This is a genomic window from Mesorhizobium sp. M1142 (assembly GCF_040318565.1).
Taxonomy (GTDB): Bacteria; Pseudomonadota; Alphaproteobacteria; order Rhizobiales; family Rhizobiaceae; genus Mesorhizobium.
Window position 1 is genome coordinate 24,904 of the sequence record NZ_JAMYMK010000020.1, and the last position, 17,715, is coordinate 42,618.

16 protein-coding genes and 1 pseudogene are annotated in these 17,715 nt (G+C 62.2%); 8 read left to right on the plus strand and 9 right to left on the minus strand.

The window, feature by feature from the left end:
• Positions 1–69: 69 nt before the first annotated feature.
• The 7 genes from NKH42_RS25675 to NKH42_RS25705 all read right to left on the minus strand — a co-directional run bounded on the left by NKH42_RS25675 (position 70) and on the right by NKH42_RS25705 (position 8,711).
• Positions 70–1,395 carry an iron-containing alcohol dehydrogenase gene (locus tag NKH42_RS25675; protein ID WP_352752813.1) on the minus strand — a complete coding sequence of 442 codons (1,326 nt, stop codon included), beginning with the start codon at positions 1,393–1,395 and terminating at the stop codon, positions 70–72.
• Positions 1,388–2,914 (minus strand): xylulokinase, encoded by a 1,527-nt coding sequence (locus NKH42_RS25680; RefSeq protein ID WP_352752811.1) that lies wholly within the window; start codon positions 2,912–2,914, stop codon positions 1,388–1,390. Before NKH42_RS25680 ends, NKH42_RS25675 begins: the two co-directional genes overlap by 8 nt.
• Positions 2,915–2,979: 65 nt before the next feature.
• Positions 2,980–4,509, minus strand: coding sequence for an ABC transporter substrate-binding protein (locus NKH42_RS25685; RefSeq protein WP_352752809.1), 1,530 nt, complete (start codon positions 4,507–4,509; stop codon positions 2,980–2,982).
• A 48-nt stretch (positions 4,510–4,557) separates the two neighbouring features.
• Entirely contained in the window at positions 4,558–5,457 is a 900-nt protein-coding gene (locus tag NKH42_RS25690) for a carbohydrate ABC transporter permease (protein ID WP_352455511.1), read from the minus strand.
• On the minus strand, positions 5,457–6,368 hold the full coding sequence (locus NKH42_RS25695; protein ID WP_352752807.1) for a carbohydrate ABC transporter permease: 912 nt from the start codon (positions 6,366–6,368) through the stop codon (positions 5,457–5,459). The genes NKH42_RS25690 and NKH42_RS25695 overlap by 1 nt, the downstream gene beginning before the upstream one ends.
• A 324-nt stretch (positions 6,369–6,692) precedes the next feature.
• Positions 6,693–7,739: an NAD(P)-dependent alcohol dehydrogenase gene (locus NKH42_RS25700; RefSeq protein ID WP_352752805.1), complete on the minus strand. Its 1,047-nt coding sequence runs from the start codon at positions 7,737–7,739 to the stop codon at positions 6,693–6,695.
• Between the two features lie 132 nt (positions 7,740–7,871).
• The gene (locus NKH42_RS25705) at positions 7,872–8,711 is read right to left on the minus strand and encodes a hypothetical protein (RefSeq protein WP_352701475.1); all 840 of its coding nucleotides are present in this window, start codon (positions 8,709–8,711) and stop codon (positions 7,872–7,874) included.
• 531 nt (positions 8,712–9,242) lie between these two features.
• On the opposite strand from NKH42_RS25705, the gene NKH42_RS25710 reads away from it, so the two are divergent.
• Both NKH42_RS25710 and NKH42_RS25715 read left to right on the plus strand, forming a co-directional pair.
• Positions 9,243–9,509, plus strand: a complete 267-nt coding sequence (locus NKH42_RS25710; protein ID WP_352478643.1) for an AbrB/MazE/SpoVT family DNA-binding domain-containing protein — start codon at positions 9,243–9,245, stop codon at positions 9,507–9,509.
• Positions 9,506–9,904 carry a type II toxin-antitoxin system VapC family toxin gene (locus NKH42_RS25715; protein ID WP_352752803.1) on the plus strand — a complete coding sequence of 133 codons (399 nt, stop codon included), beginning with the start codon at positions 9,506–9,508 and terminating at the stop codon, positions 9,902–9,904. Before NKH42_RS25710 ends, NKH42_RS25715 begins: the two co-directional genes overlap by 4 nt.
• 160 nt (positions 9,905–10,064) lie before the next feature.
• Here the strand turns inward: NKH42_RS25715 and NKH42_RS25720 are convergent, their stop codons facing one another.
• The gene (locus NKH42_RS25720) at positions 10,065–10,856 is read right to left on the minus strand and encodes a class I SAM-dependent methyltransferase (RefSeq protein ID WP_352752801.1); all 792 of its coding nucleotides are present in this window, start codon (positions 10,854–10,856) and stop codon (positions 10,065–10,067) included.
• A gap of 143 nt (positions 10,857–10,999) precedes the next feature.
• Between NKH42_RS25720 and NKH42_RS25725 the strand changes: the two genes are divergently transcribed.
• The 3 genes and pseudogenes from NKH42_RS25725 (at position 11,000) to NKH42_RS25735 (ending at position 14,010) form a co-directional block, all read left to right on the plus strand.
• Complete coding sequence (locus tag NKH42_RS25725; RefSeq protein ID WP_352752835.1) at positions 11,000–12,109, plus strand: ABC transporter substrate-binding protein; 1,110 nt, start codon at positions 11,000–11,002, stop codon at positions 12,107–12,109.
• Positions 12,099–13,178: a FecCD family ABC transporter permease gene (locus NKH42_RS25730; protein ID WP_352752799.1), complete on the plus strand. Its 1,080-nt coding sequence runs from the start codon at positions 12,099–12,101 to the stop codon at positions 13,176–13,178. The genes NKH42_RS25725 and NKH42_RS25730 overlap by 11 nt, the downstream gene beginning before the upstream one ends.
• A pseudogene (locus NKH42_RS25735) lies at positions 13,172–14,010 on the plus strand (ABC transporter ATP-binding protein). Before NKH42_RS25730 ends, NKH42_RS25735 begins: the two are co-directional and overlap by 7 nt.
• An 88-nt stretch (positions 14,011–14,098) precedes the next feature.
• Here NKH42_RS25735 and NKH42_RS25740 read toward each other — a convergent pair.
• Entirely contained in the window at positions 14,099–14,977 is an 879-nt protein-coding gene (locus NKH42_RS25740; RefSeq protein ID WP_352507704.1) for a GNAT family N-acetyltransferase, read from the minus strand.
• Between the two features lie 236 nt (positions 14,978–15,213).
• Here NKH42_RS25740 and argE point away from each other — a divergent pair, with 236 nt between their 5' ends.
• From argE to NKH42_RS25755, 3 genes are read left to right on the plus strand one after another with little or no spacing between them, the layout of a single operon-like run.
• Complete coding sequence (gene argE, locus NKH42_RS25745) at positions 15,214–16,338, plus strand: acetylornithine deacetylase (RefSeq protein ID WP_352752796.1); 1,125 nt, start codon at positions 15,214–15,216, stop codon at positions 16,336–16,338.
• Positions 16,339–16,354: 16 nt separating this feature from the next.
• Positions 16,355–17,278, plus strand: a complete 924-nt coding sequence (locus NKH42_RS25750) for a 2-hydroxyacid dehydrogenase (protein WP_352752794.1) — start codon at positions 16,355–16,357, stop codon at positions 17,276–17,278.
• A 14-nt stretch (positions 17,279–17,292) separates the two neighbouring features.
• Positions 17,293–17,649, plus strand: coding sequence for a cupin domain-containing protein (locus NKH42_RS25755; RefSeq protein WP_023678793.1), 357 nt, complete (start codon positions 17,293–17,295; stop codon positions 17,647–17,649).
• Positions 17,650–17,715: the final 66 nt, after the last annotated feature.

A 17,715-nucleotide genomic window follows, 5' to 3' on the forward strand; every position in this document is an offset into this window, starting at 1 on the left:
ACCCTTCGATTGCCCTTGCCGGTTGGAGCCCATTTTCGCCATGCGAGCCATTGGCGATCGGATGCGCTCTCACCATTCGCTGTCCAGAAATTCTTCCAAGAGTCCTGCATCGGCGGCCAGATTGACGAAGGACCAGCGGCCGCGGATTTCTCGCGAATAGCGAATGGCATTGTGCCAAAGCGCGCGCGGCAGGCCTAGTTCTGCGCCGGTGACCGGCCCCCCCGCACCCTTCAGTGCTGCCTCCATGCGGGCAACCGGCATTGCCATTGGCCGAACCTCCTGGCGCAGGGCTGGCCAGATTTCCGCGAGTTTCCGGTTGAAGATTTCCGTCTGGCTGGCGTCGAGTGCTGTCTTCCTCATCTCGGCAATGCAAAGTGGTCCAAGCTGCGCTCCATAGCGGGCCAGCATCGTCGCCTCGTCGATGACGGTTGGCTTTGCCTGCGGCGGCTGTTCCATGTCCAGCAGCCGCGCTTGCAGACGCGCCATGACCAGCGAGGCAACCCCGACCTGCTGGCCGTGCGTGGTGCCTGGATGATGTGCTTGCGCGAACATGTCGACCCAATGGGAGATCTGGTGCTCCCCCATGGACCCGGGATGGGAAACGCCGGCAAAGCACACGCCCATCGAGCACAGCGTCAGGACGCGCTGGAGATGCCCGACGGCGGTGATGTCGTGCCTGGCAAGGCCAGGCGCATGGGCCAGCATCGGTTGCTCATCGCCCGCCTGAAGCAGATAAGGCACCTCGGAATAGTAAGTGCCGAACAGCCGATGCGAAGCCCACCAGTCGATCTGGGCGGTGGAGCGGCAGAGGCTGTCGCCAAGCCCGGCGGCGCTGAGCCAACTGGGTGCTGCCGCCGACACGCCAAGGTCCAGGAAGATGCCTCGCGGAGCATGCGAGGGCAGCGAGATCTTGAGCCCTGAAGCCAACGTCACCGACGCTGTCGAGGCGCCATAGCCATTCATCGAGGCCGCCGTGCCGAAGACGGCATAGGGCCGCTGGTCGAGGAAGGTTGCATGCTTGCAGCTGTCGTTGAGGACGCCGGATCCGACGGCCACGACGCCTTCGGCGTGACGCGTCTTCTCCCTGACCATCTGGATCGTTGCCTCATCGCAGTCGAGGCCGTCAGGCAGCACGATTTCGTCGATTTCGGCGATGGCACGCAGCGCCTTCGCGACGCGCCTGCCCATCACATCGACGGTGTTGATGTCGGAGACCACGGCGATGCGGCTGCCTAGCGCCAGGGGCGCAACGAGATCCCCTTCGCGGCCCTCCGTCGTCTCCAGCAATTCGATTGTCTGGAACGGCAGGACCGCGGCTGCGCCTGTCTTGGGATCTGTCCAGCGTCCTGCGACAACGTCCTCGATCAAGGCGTTCCAGTTGCTCGTTTCAGCCATGATCGGTCTCCATGAAGGCCGCGAGACGCTGGTTCCAGGTTAAAAGCGTTGGCCAAAGATCGGCATGGATCGCAAGAAGTTCGGCGTAGAGCGCGGCCCGTTTCGCGTCCGGTTCGAAGGTTCTGGCCGGCTCGCTGGCCATTGCGAGCGACGCTTCGGCGATGGTGGAAAACCAGCCCACGCCCTTTGCCGCCGCCATCGCCGCGCCAAGCGAGGAGGCTTCGACGGTCGTCGAACGCTTTATGGGATGATCGAGCGCATCCGCCAGAATCTGCATCCACAGGTCGGACTTCGCCCCTCCGCCGATGGCTATGAATTGGCCTATGGTCTGGGCGGCCGCTGCGGCGGCCCGCTGACTTGTCGCGGCCTGATGAAGCGCTATACCTTCCAGCACGGCACGATAGATGTCGCCGCGGCTGCTCGAGCCGGACAGCCCGGCAATCACACCACGGGCCGTACTGTCCCAGTGTGGGTCCATGACGCCCTGCCAGTAGGGAAGAAGCATTATGCCGCCTGCGCCGATCGGGCTGGCAGCGGCTTCGGCCTCGAGCGCTGCCAGGCCGCTTGCGCCATGCAGATCGACGCCAAGCATTTCGCGCGCCATCCAGTCGACGAGAAAAGTGCCGGCGCGAAGGCACGTCTCGTAGATATAGCCATCATCGGCGACCGCCGTCTCGGTGCGGAAGGCCTGGTCATGGACGTAGTCCGTGCCAAAGCTGCCGGAGACGACCGCCGTGCCGAGATTGATGTAAGCGCATCGCGGCTGCAACACGCCAGCGCCCGTTCCGGCGCATTGACCGTCGCCGCCTCCGGCGACGATCGGCGTGCCCTCCCGCAGGCCCGTCAGTATGGCGGCTTCCGAAGTCAGTTGGCCCAGAACGCTGCCGGGCCTCGCCAGGTCCGGCATCATTCCCCGTGCCACGCCCGCGGCGTCCAATATTTCGTTAGACCAGTCCATAGCTCGCATATCGAGTATGCCCATCGGGTCGGCGGATGCGGTGGACGTCACCCACCGGCCGCTCAAGCGAAAGACCAGATAGCCATGGACTTCGGCCATTCGCTCCACGCGGGCAAAAATCTCGGGCTCTTCCTCGCGAAACCAGATCATGCGGTAAAGGCAAGGAATGACATCGAGCGGCTTGCCGGATATTGCGTGGACGCGTGCCGCGCCGAAACTCTCGCCGAAGCGGCGTACCTTCTGCCGGGCGCGCTCATCGAGCCAGAGCGTCGCCGGCCCGACCGCCTGGCCCTGCTCGTCGAAAAGGCCGAAGCTTTCGCGCTGGTTGGCAATCGCAAGGGCGGCAATGCGTGCCGGCGAAACTGTTGCTACGACAGCGCGAAGCGCCGTCACCGTCGAGGCCCACCACTCGGCCGGATCCTGCTCGAAATAGCCCGGCCGCGGGTTGGACATTGCAAGCGGTGCACGACCTTCAGCCACGGCCGCCCCATTGCGGTCCCAGGCGATCGCCTTGGTTGCCGAGGTCGAGGAATCGATGCCGATGACGAGATCCGGAACCATTGCCGCCACATTGCCAAAGGGCGAGGGCGGTGGAAGCCGCCTTCGCCCAAATCACCGACGAGTCGCTAAAGACCGGCGTCCTTGACTTTGCCGTCGACAATGCCGGCGATGGCATCGAGGCACGCCTTGGCATTGCCGCCATAGTCTTGGCCCGTAAGCAATTTGCCGAGCTCAACCGGAATGTCGTTGTTCGACAGATCCGCCCAGATCGGCATGTCCGGCTCGGATCCCATCTGGTTGTCGATCGTGTATTTGATCGCGTCGAAGTGGCGTGTCGTTCCAGGCCCGACGACGGCCTTCGCCTTCACGCGAGGATCGGTGAAGGAAGAATTGCGCATCGGCGAGGCGCCGCCGCCGAGCGTCGATACCCGCGCCATCACATCCTTCGAGCAGACCCACTGCATGAACAGCCATGCTGCTTCCTTGTTCTTGGAATATTGCGACAGCGAAATCGTCGAGCCGCCCTGGTGACCAACGGCCGGGATTTCGTTGAAGCCGCAATCGGCGGCGGCGCGACGACCGGGAACTTCCTTGGGCGCAGGCAGGGCCTCGAACAGGCCTTTGACCTTGGAATCGTTGGCGTCGAAGCCGGGGAAATCTTCGCCCCAGGTGATTGCCATCGCGGCCTGACCCTGTGTCAGTGCCTGTCCCTGACCGTCCCAAGTCCATGTCGTCGCAGAGGGCGGCGAGTTCTTGACCAGCTCCTGATAGAATTGCAGCCCGGCCACGCCGCGCTCGTCATTGCCGACAAACTTCTTGTCTTTGTTGAAGATCGAACCGCCATGGCCCCACAAGGCGAAGGTCCAGTCGCATTCGAGCGAATAGTGGCCGGACTTCGCCTGGCACGCGGTGCCGAAGATGCCGTTGCTTTTTTCTGCCTCAGTGAGCGCCTGCACGGCCTTGAGGTAGGCGTCGAGGTCTGTCGGCAGCGCAATGTTGTGTTTGTCGAAAAGATCCTTGCGGTACATCAGGATGAAGATCGGAATATCGAATGGGATTCCGCACTGTTTGCCGTTGTACATGGCAATGCCGTCGACCAGCGGCTTGGAGAAATCGTCCCAGTCGAAGTTGGGCATCGCGAGTTCTTTGTTCTGGTCATAGTACTCGCGCGGATCGACGACATCCTGTGCAAACGTCGCCATCCAGGACTGGTCGAGATAGTAGACGTCGTAGGTGCCAAGCTGGCCCTGCACGTCTTGCGTCGCCTTGGCGAGAACCTGCTCCAGCGGCACGATCTCGACTTCCACCTCAATGCCGGTGGCCTTGGTGAATTCACCCGCGACAAGCTGGTTGGCGACGATCGTTGGCGGCGTCGCTTCCGAAGTGTAGCGGATTTTGGTGCCGGCATACGGTTTGCCGACATCGGCCAGCCACTTCAACATATCGGCGTCCTGGGCGCGGGCTTCTTCAACCCCGAGGCCCAGGATCCCGCGATTGGTGCGGCCGCCACTTAGCATGGCTGATCCGAAGGCAGAAAAGCCGACACCGGCGAGCGCCATCTTCCTCATGAAGTCGCGTTTGGTTATTCGGCGCGCCGTAAAGTCGTTGCAGGTATCGGCGACGAATGTCTTCTTGTCGTGTTCTCTGAAGCTCATGATCGTTCCTCCGTTGCGTTTTTTGTCGTCGTTCTTCTCGCCTGCGCCTCACTCCTTCAGGGACCCGAGGGTGAGGCCGCGGACCAGATGCCGTTGAACCAGCAGGATAAAGATGAAGCTGGGTATGATCGCGGACGTGCCGAGCGCTGTGATGTAGCCCCACTCGGTTGCGGTCGAGGTGACAAAGGTCGAAATCTTCACCGGCACGGTGCGGATCGACGTTGTCAGGAACAGTGAGAGCAGGAACTCGGTCCACGAAAAGATGAAACACAGCACGGCCGTCGCAGCGATGCCGCCCTTGACCATGGGAAGGACCACACGCCGGAACGTCTGCCAGCGCGTCGCGCCGTCGATCAGCGCCGCCTCATCGACCTCGCGCGGGACGTCATCGAAGAACGACTTCAAAAGCAAAACCGCCAGCGGCAGGTTGATCAAACTGTGAACGAGGATGAGGCCCGTATAGGTATCGCGCAAGCCGAGATCGCGGAACATGAAAACAATCGGAATGACGATCGCGATTGGCGGCATGAAGCGCTGCGAAAGAATCCAGAACAGAAAGGACTGCTGGCCGCTGAACTGCATTCGCGACAGGCAATAGGCGGCCAGAGTTGCGAGCAGCAGCGTCAGCGCTGTCGATCCGACGGCTATGACGGCGCTGTCGAGCAACGACTGGCGGGAATCGTAGGAACTCGCGCCCCCCTTGATGACCCCGGCCGCTTCGCCGCCCTGTTCCATGCCGATGTCGACGCGCGAAACGCCAAGCAACGTCACGCGGTAGTTGTCAGGCGTCGGCGTGAAACCGGTGTAAACCGGTCCGCTGCGATCGAAGATCGCCGAATAGGGTTTGATGGACGACAGGGCCCACCAAGCGATCGGGAACATGAAGATCGCCACCACCAGGACGGCGAGCACGTCACGGGCGATCGTTTGGGCACGCGACGACTCCATCAGAACCTCACCTTGAACAGCCTGACGAAGACGTTCGACACGACGATCAAGACGACGAGCACGATCAGCGACAGGGTCGCGGCATAGGGGAAGTCTCCGGTGAAGTAGATTCGACCCGCGTAGAATGAAAGCGTCTCGGTGGCCGTGCCTGGCCCGCCAGCGGTGATGATGTAGACGTAGTCGTAGATGCGAAAGAGATCGACGCCGCGGATCAGCACCGCAACCGCTATCACCTTGCGCAACATCGGCAATGTGAGCCGCCAGAACGTCTGGATGCCGGTGGCGCCGTCGATCGCCGCTGCCTCGAAAGGTTCCTTCGGCAGTGCCCTGAGCCCTGCCAGGATGATGAGCACCATGAACGGCGTCCACTGCCATATGTCTGCCAGCAGGATCGCCGCCAATGCGGTTCCGGGCTGCGTCAGGATCGGCTGTGCCGGCGAGATCAGGTCCAGGGCATAGAGGTAAAACGATAGGACGCCGAAAGAGCCGTCCTGCATCAGCAGGAACATCATTCCGGTCACCGCAGGCGGCACCACCAGCGGCAGTGTCATCAGCGCCCGAAGCACCCCGTAACCTTTGCGATCGGTGTCAAGCAGAAGCGCAATGAGGATGCCGAGCGCAAGCTGAACCGCAAGCGCGACGAAGGTGTAGATCAGCGTGGTTTCCAACGAATGCCACATACGCGCATCCGAGAAGGCACGCGTCCATTGGTGGAGCCCGGCGAAGTCAAGTTGCCGGGAGACGACATTGCGTTTGTGAAACGAAAGCCAGACTGAATAGGCGAGGGGATAGATGCCGAAAACGAGAAGCATCACCGTGATCGGCGCGAGCCAGGGGAAAGGATGCTCGGCCGTCATGAACCGGGGCAGGGCCCATCTGGGCGTTTCGCGGGTCACGGTCACCGTGCTCACGCGCAAATCTCCGCTAGGTCACAGAGACGCATCGGCCTTCTCCCTATCGGCCAGATTGTGCCAACTTGAACTTTTGTAAGTTTGTTGTGTCTTTTGTTAAGAACGTGTCGGACGGCCGCCGATTTGTCAAGTGTCGGTTCCCTCAGCGCTCAAGGGATTTGCTCGTGGTCCCAGAGGATCCCGTCATCGCCGGGTATGGAGTTGTTCTTGGAGGGAGCGCCGCCGGTAAATGCCCTTGTGTCAGCATCAAAAGCGCTCAGGGCCGCCGCCAACTTTGGCGGCCCAAGGAACGATCGGGAGGACAGCCCGGAGCTTTGGAACTCGCTAATCCGGCAATCGGATCTGAAGCTTTACGTCCGCCGGCCGGGCTTCGACTGCGCGGTCGAAGGCGGCAATGGAATCTTCGAAGGGGAAGGTCGCCGAAATCAATGGTTTGAGATCGACGCGGCCCGATCCCATCAGTGCGATCGCCCGGTCATATTGGTGGGCATAGCGGAATACCGTCTCGATGCGGATTTCCTTGGTAGAGGCCGTAGCGATGTCGAACGCCACCGGCGCGACCGGCAGACCGACCACCACCAGGGTACCACCGGGCCGCGGCAGATCGAGCAGGGTCTCCCATGCCTGGGACGAGCCCGAGCATTCAAACACCACGTCGGCGCCCCAGCCGTCGGTCAGGCGCTTTACCTCCGCCGTCAGGTTCTTGTCGCGGACGTTGATCGGGATCACGCCCTGGTAGCTGGCAGCAATGTCGAGCTTGGGTTGGGCGAGATCTGCAACCACGGCGCGGGCGCAGCCGCCGGCGAGCGCGGCGATCGCCACCATCGTGCCGATCGGCCCGGCGCCAATCACCACCGCGGTGTCACCCGGCGCAATCTTCGCTTTGGCCGCCGCCTGCATTCCGACAGCGAAGGGCTCCACCATGGCGCCCTCGGCGAAGCTGACATTGTCGGGCAGTTTGAAAGTGTAGTTGGCGGGGTGAACGACATAGGGCGTCAGCACGCCGTGGATTGGCGGCGTTGCCCAGAACCTGACCGCTGGATCGATATTGTAGAGGCCGAGCCGGCTCGCCCGCGAATTGGGATCGGGGATACCCGGCTCCATGCAGACGCGGTCGCCGACCTTCAGATGCTCGACGCCTTCCCCCGTTTCGACGACGGTGCCGGCGGCTTCATGGCCCAAGACCATCGGCGCTTCGACCACGAACGGGCCGATGCGGCCATGCGTGTAGTAGTGCACGTCGGAGCCGCAGATGCCGACAGTGTGGATTTTGATGCGAACTTCGCCCGGGCCGACGGTCTGTGGCAGATCGATGTCACGCAGCTTGAGTTCGTGTTGGCGTTCGAGGACAAGGGCGCGCACGTTCGTCATCGACGTAGTCTCCTCTAAAGCCGATCGTAGGGGCCTTTAACCCTCTACGGGTATACACACCGTCCATCTATGCATCATTGTTCTCCGGGCTGGCGCTGTGGCCCCGATAGACGCGATCGAGCGCAGGCAGGTTCAGTTGGTGCTGGTTGTGGGGGTGAACCCGCACTGCTTCTGTTCCATATCGATCTGTTTCGTGATGCGGACGGCGTTCTGCGCGTAGGCCTCCGTCACGGAGCCACTATTCACGGTCTTGCCCTTCAGCGGACTCACGCCTGCGCAGAGGTGGAAAACATGCGGCTCGGCGGACTTCGCGGCTCCGGCTTCCGGCGCGATCCAGTAGACGACATCCTGACCGGCGGGGTGGCTCGCGTCCCGCGTCGCCGCCGTCACCGCGGCGGTGTCCGTCGCGATCGCCTGCGCCTGAGCGGCGACATCGGGCGAACAGGCGGTGGTGGGCTGCCCCGACTTGATCTGGGCCGCGCATGCGTTCATATCCTGGGTGTACTGCTCGACCGACGGGGGGTTGAAACTGATCCCCATGACCGTCGCGAGCACGGCCAGCGCAGCGCCGACGCCGCCGGCAACCTTCTTAGTCCGCGGATCCATGTTTTTGTCGGTGAGGATCAGGAAAACCAGCGGGAGGAAGGCAATCAGCGTGATGATTGCGCCGAGCTGGTTTTGGAAGAAGAACCTGGCCGCGTCGGATGCACGGGCCGGATCGTGCCTGTTGGCCGCCTTCCACAGCAAGTTGCCGGCGATTGCGAAAATCGCGATGCCGACCAGAAGGCCGATGACCAGCGGCAGGTGTGCCTGGTCGAACTTGTTCTGGCGAAGCAGCATGATTCCGTAGATCTCGCCGCCAATGGCGACGATCCACGAGAGTGCGGCGAAAAGGCGAAGACGCGTGGCGGAGGACTTCTGGCCCTGCGTCGCTTGCCAATCCTTGGTAACGTCTGGCTTGTTGTCGGTCATTGACCAGATCCCCTGATATCGACACTTCTGCGGGCGGCGTTAGACCAGAAGGCCAACCGCCCGGCGCAGCAGCATTGAACGAGCACCACCTGCCTTAGCGACACCGCGAAAATGTGAGCGCCACGGCAGGCCTCATCTCCATTCATAATTCATATTGCGCATGAGTGAGTCCGTCCAGACCCACGCAGGCACACGCTATGCGGCGATGGCTCCGTTCTTCTTAATCTCCGGCTCGACCTTGACGTAGCGGACTGACAACTTACGGCCAATAAAAGCGACGTAGAGTATCTGCTCGGCAAAGAGGGCTCCTGTACAACTCCGACGTCGCAGGGGGCAGATCAACCGGTTCGGCCAACATCAGAATCAGTCGAACGAGGGGGGCGAGCGCGAATCCACGATGCCTGACGGCTTTCTAAAAGGCATCAATGCCATTCAGTCGCCGCATGGACGCCAAGCTTTGGCCCCCCGACCATCTGCATTGATAATAATGCAGATTTGCATGATCTTATCGCGAGAACAGGAATGTTTAACATGGCAACGTTGACAGTGACGACAAGGGGACAGGTGACGTTCCGCAAGGCCGTGCTGCAACATCTGGGCATCAAACCGGGCGAGAAGATCGAGCTTGATCTGCTGCCCGACGGTCGGGCGGAATTGAGGGCTGCACGGGCGAAGGGGTCGTTCCGGGACCTCCACGGCTTCCTCAGAGGCAAGACGAACGGCCGGGTGCTCAGCATCGAGGAGATCAACGAGGCGATAGCGGAAGCGGGCGCTGCGGCTGGGTCCGGCAAGGAATGAGGGTTACGGCCGACACGAATGTGCTGCTGCGCGCCTATGTCGCCGATGATGAGGCGCAGGCGGCCATTGCCGTCGACCTGCTGGCCAAAGCGGACATCGTGGCCGTGAGCTTGCAGGCCTTGTGCGAGTTCGCCTGGGTTCTGGCCCGGCAGTACCAGACAGGGCGCGAAAAAATTGCCGCGGCGATCCGGGCGTTGCTGAACACCGCGAATGTTGTCATCAACCGGCCGGCAGGTGAGGCAGGGCTGTCAGTCCTCGACGCCGGCGGCGATTTCGCGGACGGCGTGATCGCTTTTGACGGCGGCTGGCTTGGCGGGGAGACTTTCGTCTCGTTTGACCGGAAGGCCGTCAAACTGCTCTCGGCGCAGGGACAATCCGTACAGCTTCTTTTCTAAGTCTCTTTCCGCGATGGTCTTTCGCCCTGTGCTGTCGCGTCTTTAGAGGCCGCTGCGAGCAATCGGATTCTGTCTGCGGTACGGGTGTCAGATCAGAATGGCGGGGTGAGAGCCAACGATCGCCGATAGATGGTTGTGGAAATCGTTAGAAATTCCCCAACTACAAGGCCGACTTGGTCGCGCAGATCGCGTAGCGATGCTGCGTCGAGCGTTCCAGCGCCCTGAGGAAGCTCATGTGCCGTGCCTGCGCGCGATGAATCGCGCCGAGCCGGGTGTCGACCACAGGCATCTCAAAGCCAGCCTCCACGAGAAGCGCGCAGACCTCGTCCGCTTTGGCGCCATGCGAAAAGTGCAACCGTGACAGGATGCTGCCATGGCGGTCCGCCATCACCTGATCCAGTTCGTGGACCGGCCCGACTGTCCGGCCAACGGCCCTTTCCAGGACTTGTCGCAGAGAGGTTACCCAGGTCTTACTGACGAAATCACCATCAATAATCAGCAGCCGTCCGCCAGGCTTGAGCAGCGAGAACCATTCGGCGAATGCTGCTCGCGGATCCACCAACGTCCAGACGAGATGACGGGTAAGAAGGACGTCGTAGCCCTCTGCTTTTTCAAGGTTTCGCTCGGCGTCGCCGATCAGAAACCGGATGCCGCTTTCCCTCTGCGTCGCCTTTGCACGCGCGCGGGCAAGCATGGCCTCTGACCAATCGAGCCCGGTCACGGCATAACCCAGGTCGTGCATGAGATGGGATATGACCCCGGTGCCGCAAGCGAGGTCGAGCGCGCGACGCCCATCCCCGCGCCCCAAGTGCTTGAGTATCAGCCTGTGCCAGGCCAGGCGTTCCCGCTGTGAGAAGATTTCATGCCCCACCGAAAGGTCGAATGTTCCGGCGCGCGTCGACCAATAGTCGCGTATCTCATCCCGCAGCGAATAATTGGGCTCGCCCGCCATTCCTGACCCCTTGTCGTCGTACCAGTCTGGAATGGCTCTAAAAGATATTTCTTGAGAATTTAAGTCATCTTTAATAAGGCACCCCTGGCTAATCCATTTCAAGAGAGGGCGCGATGAATTTCGGAAAGATCCCAGCAGCGACGATGGCGGCCGCTATCGTCGCTCTGTCGATGACGCTGGCCGCCAGGGCCGAAATGGTTGCAGTGACTGACATCACGGGCCGCCAGGTCAAGGTGAACGTCCCGGTCGAGAGGGTAATCCTGGGTGAGGGCCGGCAGGTCTATCTCGTCGCGGCGCTCGAGACCGAGGATCCGTTCAAGCGCATCGCTGGCTGGCGCGAGGATTTCAGCCAAGCGGATCCGGACAGCTACGCCGCCTATCTGGAAAAATTCCCAAGGATGGCGAATATCCCCACGTTCGGCGGTTTCAAGGACGGCACTTTCGACGTCGAGCAGGCGATATCGCTCAAGCCCGACGTCATCGTGATGAACATCGAGTCGAAGCAGGCCACGGAAGACGCCAAGTATATCGAGAAGCTCACCGCTGCCGGCATTCCGTTGGTTTATGTCGATTTCCGCGAGCGTCCCTTTACCAACACCGAACCTAGCATGCGCCTGTTTGGCAGGCTGTTCGGCAAGGAGGAGCGCGCCGAGGAATTCATCACCTGGCGCGCCGCCGAGATCGCGCGCGTTACCGACGTAATCGAGAAGGCCAAGCTGGAAAGGCCCAAGGTCTTCATCGAACGCGCCGGCGGCTATTCGGACGATTGCTGCATGAGCTTCGGCGACGACAATTTCGGCAAATTTGTTGAGATGGCAGGCGGTGACAACATCGCCAAGGACATCATCCCCGGCACCTTCGGCACACTCAATCCCGAACAGATCATCGCCTCCGACCCGGATCAGATCATCGTCACCGGCGGCTCGTGGGAAGCCTATGTACCGGGCGGTGCCTGGGTGGGCGTCGGCCCCGGCCGTGATGAGGCGGAGGCGGTGCGCAAGCTGAAGGCGCTGACCGAGCGGCCGGCGCTGACCGGCGTGAAGGCCGTCGAGGACGGCGCGGTGCATGCCATCTGGCATCAGTTCTACAACAGTCCTTATCAGTTCGTGGCCATCCAGCAGATGGCGAAGTGGCTGCACCCCGATCTTTTCGCCGACCTTGATCCTGAAGTGACCTTCAGCGAGTTGCACAAGAAATTCCTGCCGATCGCATACAGGCCCGGCCACTGGGTCTCGCTGACCGATGTCGATTGAATCGACGGCCGTCAGCACCGCGCTCGACAGCACCGATGGACGAGGGCGTTACCGCGCTCTCGTCTGGCGGCGGCAATTGATCCTTGCCGGCCTCGGCGCTGCCCTGCTCTTCAGCCTGTGCGTCGACCTTGCGGTCGGTCCCGCCCGCTACGACCTCGGCGAGGTCGTGCGGGCCCTTGTGTTCCCCGACACCGTGCCGCAGCAGGTGCGCGTGGTGCTCTGGGACATCCGCATGCCGGTGGCCCTGATGGCGATTGTCGTAGGGGCGGCGCTCGCCGTGGCCGGCGCGCAGATGCAGACCATCCTCAATAACCCGCTGGCGAGCCCGTTCACGCTCGGCATATCCGCCGCCGCGAGCTTCGGCGCCGCGCTTGCGCTTGCCTTCGGGGTGAGGCTTGTCCCCGCCGCAGTCGAGTATGTAGTGCCGATCAACGCCTTCGTGATGGCGATGCTGGCGGCCTTCCTAATTCACGTGCTGAGCGTCAAGCGCGGCGTCAGCGCGGAGACCATCGTGCTGCTCGGCATCGCGCTGGTTTTCACCTTCAACGCGCTGCTCGCGCTCGTCCAGTTTTTCGCGTGGGCGGAAGCGCTGGCGGCGGTTGTCTTCTGGACAATGGGCAGCCTCACCAAGGCCACCTGGCCTAAGCTTGCGGTCACCACATTCATTCTCCTCGCAGTCTTACCCATTTTCGCCCGGCGCGCCTGGGCGCTGACGGCGTTGAGGCTCGGTGAGGACAAGGCGGCCAGCTTCGGCGTCAAAGTCGGTCGCCTGCGGCTCGAGACGCTCATCCTGGTGAGCCTCCTCGCCGCCATTCCCGTCGCCTTCGTCGGCACCATAGGTTTTATCGGCCTCGTGGGCCCGCACATCGCGCGCATGGTCATCGGCGAGGACCAACGCTTCTTCCTGCCCGCCTCGGCCCTCGCGGGCGCGCTCATCCTGTCGGCCAGCTCGGTCGTCAGCAAGTCGCTTATCCCGGGGACGGTCTTCCCGATCGGCATCGTTACCTCGCTGATCGGCATCCCCTTCTTCATCTCGCTCATCCTGTCCAGCACGAGGCGCTCATGGTGACGATCCGGCTTGAGGCGCTCGGCGCGCGCTACGGCACGAGCCTCCGGCTTCGGGATGTGACGACGCCAGCGTTCGAGGGCGGAGACATTGTGGCCGTGATCGGTCCGAATGCCGCCGGGAAGTCGACGCTCTTCAGGCGAATCGCGGGCCTCCTGCACGGACCGGGAGCAATGCATGTCGAGGGGGCCATTCGCGGGACGAGCGGCATCTGCTACATGCCACAGGAAACGTCCGCCAACGCGGTGCTCACCGTCTATGAGTCAGTGTTGCTCGCCCGCAAGCAGGGTATGGGCTGGTCTGTGGGCGACGATGATCTGGCTCGCATCGACGAGACCCTTGCGGCGCTCGGCATCGCCGACATCGCTTTCCGCAACATTGGCGAGCTTTCCGGCGGCCAGCGGCAACTCGCCAGCCTGGCACAGACGCTGGTGCGCGAGCCGGAGGTCCTGCTGATGGACGAACCGACATCAGCACTCGATCTGTCGCGGCAGCTGGAAGTGCTCGGTCTCGTGCGGGAACTTGCCAGGGCGCGAGGCATGGTCGTGCTGATCGCCCTGCACGACCTCAATCAGGCCCTGCGCTTCAGCGATCAGACAATGGTCATCGCGGACGGCCGGCTGGTCGCATGCGGGCCAACGCGGGACATCATCACCTCACATCTGCTGCGGGACATTTATCATCTCAACGCGCGCATCGAGCCGTGCTCGCGTGGCATCGGCATGTCATCGTGGATGGCGTGGCGGATGGGCGTCGGACGCTCATAATGCCGGCAGCGGAGACCGCATCCGGGCTTCGGAGCAGAGTCGAGGCGGCAGCCGTTCCGGCCGCGTGACGGCAACCGCATTAAGCCGGTTGATCGACGTCCGCACTGATCGACCTGGTTCTCTGACCGCTGGTTGAAGGCGACAGCGTGCTTGCATTCAACTCAAGGCGTGGCCCGCCAATCCATAGACCCAAGGCCCATTGTCTTCCCGGTTCAGAAAGCGGCGCCCCTTGGACATGGTCGTAACGGTCTCGGCAATGCCGAGGCCGCACTGCTGGAGAAACGCGGCAAACACGCCATCCTTCTCGCGGGTGTCGACGCGGGCAAATCGTCCTGCCAGTCCCTTCAGATGCACGGCTGTAAGATGGACCGCGTCGAAATCGTTTCCCGCGACCATCGGGCCGATCACGTGACCACGCCCGAACTCGCGACACATGGAATAGCCGACGATCTCGCTGCCGCGGCTCAAAGTGCAGATTGAGGCATCGGCCGCGAGCAACGTGAGCAGCCTCTCGCGGTTTGTCCCAAACGCGCGCGTATCCAGCGCCGTGATCTCCTTCAGCCTGTCGCTCGACAGCGCCTGCAATTGACCGTCCAGGGACGGCACTGTTGGGAGGACCGGTGGGACTTCCCCCTGGCGCATGTATACAGTCGCCTCGGTCGTGAAACCGAGCGAGACATAAAGAGGATAGGCAGCATGGGTAGCATTGAGTGCCAAGTTGCGATCGCCGCACTGCTCGAGGACTAGGTCCATGAGCCACCGGCCGCCTCCTTGCGCTTGCGTGCGGGGCGTTGTGATCACTACGCCGATGGTGGCGAAGTCGTCCCCGTGAGGAAACCACATCGCGCTGCCGAAAACGCGCCCAATACCATCAACGGCAACGATGCCCTGGCCGGCGCGACGCAGTAGGTTCCAATCCTTCGGCCGATGAGGCCAGCGGACTGAGATCGACAGTGCGTGCAGCAGCTCAACGTCGACATCATTGATGTCCCGCGCGACCAGTTCGAAGGATTTCAGGCGTACTGATCTCTGCATCTCAGTCGATCCTTCAACAAATGCGCAAGGCACGCGGTGTGACGTTGTGATCGATCGCCATGTCGCGACATGCCTCTTTTGCCGTAGCATTATACGGGAAAGCCAGCAGGTTTCGCTGGTTCGAGGTGCTTTTTCGCAATCTTCGGCCAAAGCATGACGCAATTCGGCAGGGAACTCTGCTGCCTGCGGATACGCTGGTTGCACCCGGTGATAATGTGCGATTAGAGCGGACCGCCATGAACGTGGATGAAATCCTCGCGACGCTGATTGGATTTCCCTCTGTTGTGGGCACGCCAAACCGCGCGATCGTCGATTGGATCCGCGACTACTGTCAGGCAGCCGGAGCCGAGGTGACGGTTCTGCCCGGTCCCGAGGGCGACCGGTCCAACCTCTTCGTGACGATCGGCCCGCGCCAGGGTCGGGGCTACATCATCTCCGGACATATGGATGTCGTGCCGGCCGGCGAGCCGGAATGGAGCTCGGATCCGTTCGTCCTGCGCCGCGAGGGCGGCAGGCTATACGGCCGCGGCACCACCGACATGAAGGGCTTCCTCGCCTGCGCATTGGCCGCGCTCCCAGGACTTGCGGCGATGAACCTGCGGCAGCCAGTTCATCTCGCATTCTCCTATGACGAAGAGGCGGGGTGCCGTGGTGTGCCGCATCTCCTGGCCGCGTTGCCGAGCTTATGCGAGAGGCCGCTTGGCGCCATTGTCGGCGAGCCGAGCAGAATGCAGCCTGTGCGCGCGCACAAGGGGAAGGCCGCCGCGCGGCTCGAGGTGATCGGGCGATCCGGCCATTCCTCACGCCCCGATCTCGGACTCAATGCTGTGCACGCCATGGCCAGCGTCATCACATACGCCGTGGTCTACGGCCAGTCCCTCGCCGACGGGCCGCTCGATGAAAATTTCGAGCCCCCATATTCTTCCTTGCAGGTGGGCGTCATCGCCGGTGGACAGGCGGTCAACATCATCCCTGGCCAATGCACAGCCGATATCGAGGTGCGCGCCGTGCCCGGCGTTTCTCCAGCCTCCCTGCTTGAGCCTGTCAAGACCCGGCTTTTCGCCCTGCGAGACAGTGGCTTCGATGTGGCGTGGCACGAGTTGAGCACCTATCCCGCCCTCGCGCCCGCGAACGGGAGCGCGCTAGCGGCCGTTCTGACCGAGCTGACGGGGCAGGAGCCGCTCACAGCCGTCAGCTTCGGCACGGAGGCCGGGCTTTACCAGCAGGCCGGCATCGACGCGATCATTTGCGGTCCTGGCGACATCGGCCGTGCCCATCGTCCCAATGAGTATATCGAGATCGGTGAACTCGCCGCTTGCCGGAAGATGATCGAGGGGCTTGGCGCGCGTCTTGCGGCCTGAAGGAAGGGCGGTCGCCATGGCGTTTCTTTTCAATTCCGATGCGGCGCGTGCTGCGGTCTTCCGCGAGATATTCGCGCGCGAGCTCCCGGATCTGGATTTCTTCCATTCCGGAGATGAGATGGAGCCGGAGAAGGTGCGCTATCTCATCACCTGGACGGTGCCGGACGAGATCTCGCGCTACCGCAATCTGGAAGTGCTGTTTTCCATCGGCGCGGGCGTCGACCAGTTCAAGCAGGACGTGGTGCCAAGCCATGTGAAGCTTGTGCGCATGGTCGAGGACGGCATCATACGCATGATGCAGGAATACGTTGCGCTCGGCGTGTTGGCGCTCCACCGCGAGATGCCCGCTTATCTTGAGCAGCAGAAAAGATGCCTCTGGAAACCGATTGCCGCTCGACAGGCGGCCGAACGCCGGGTTGGCTTTCTCGGCCTTGGCATGCTGGCCCGCGCGGCTATCGAGCGTTTGAAGCCGTTCCAGTTTCAGCTTGCCGGGTGGAGCCGCAGCGAAAAGCGGATCGAGGACGTCGCCTGCTTTCACGGCACGGACCAACTCGCGGGCTTTCTGAAGCAAACGGATATTCTCGTCTGCCTGCTCCCGCTCACGGAACAAACGCACGGCATGCTCGACGCGGAGTTCTTCCACTTACTGCCCGCCGGGGCTCAACTGCTGCATGTCGGCAGGGGTCCGCAACTGGACCAGGCCGCGCTGATCGACGCGCTCGACACCGGTCACGTATCTGCGGCGATGCTTGATGTCACCGATCCAGAACCGCTCCCGGAAGACCATCCGCTGTGGTCGCATCCGAAGGTGATGATAACGCCGCACATCGCCTCGGTGACGCAACCGCATACCGCGGCACAATCCGTCGTCGACAACATTCGGCGCCACCGCGCCGGAGAAGAACTGATCGGCCTCGTCGATCGGACACTCGGCTACTAACCAGGAATCATCACATGTCACTTCTGATCACGATCGACACAGTTCCAGACTTTGCGCCGAAGGAGGCATTACCGGCTCCGGAGCGGCTCATTTCCGGCAATCCATCCTTCAAGACTTGGGCGCAGGATGCCTCGAAAGGTGAGAAGGTTCTGACCGGCGTCTGGGAGGCGACGCCCGGCGAGACGCATTCGATCAAGGGCACTATCTACGAGTTCTGCCACATCGTCTCGGGTCTCGTAGAAATCGAGGAGAAGGGCGGTGAGACCAAGACCTACCGCGCCGGCGACAGTTTCGTGATGAAACCCGGTTTCGTCGGCGTCTGGCGCACGATCGAGACCGTACGCAAGATCTACGTCTGCGTTTATGACTGAGTTCAGTGCTCAAGGTCCGGCCGAATAGCGCGCGGCGGTTCCAGAACAATCGGCTTTTCAGGTTCC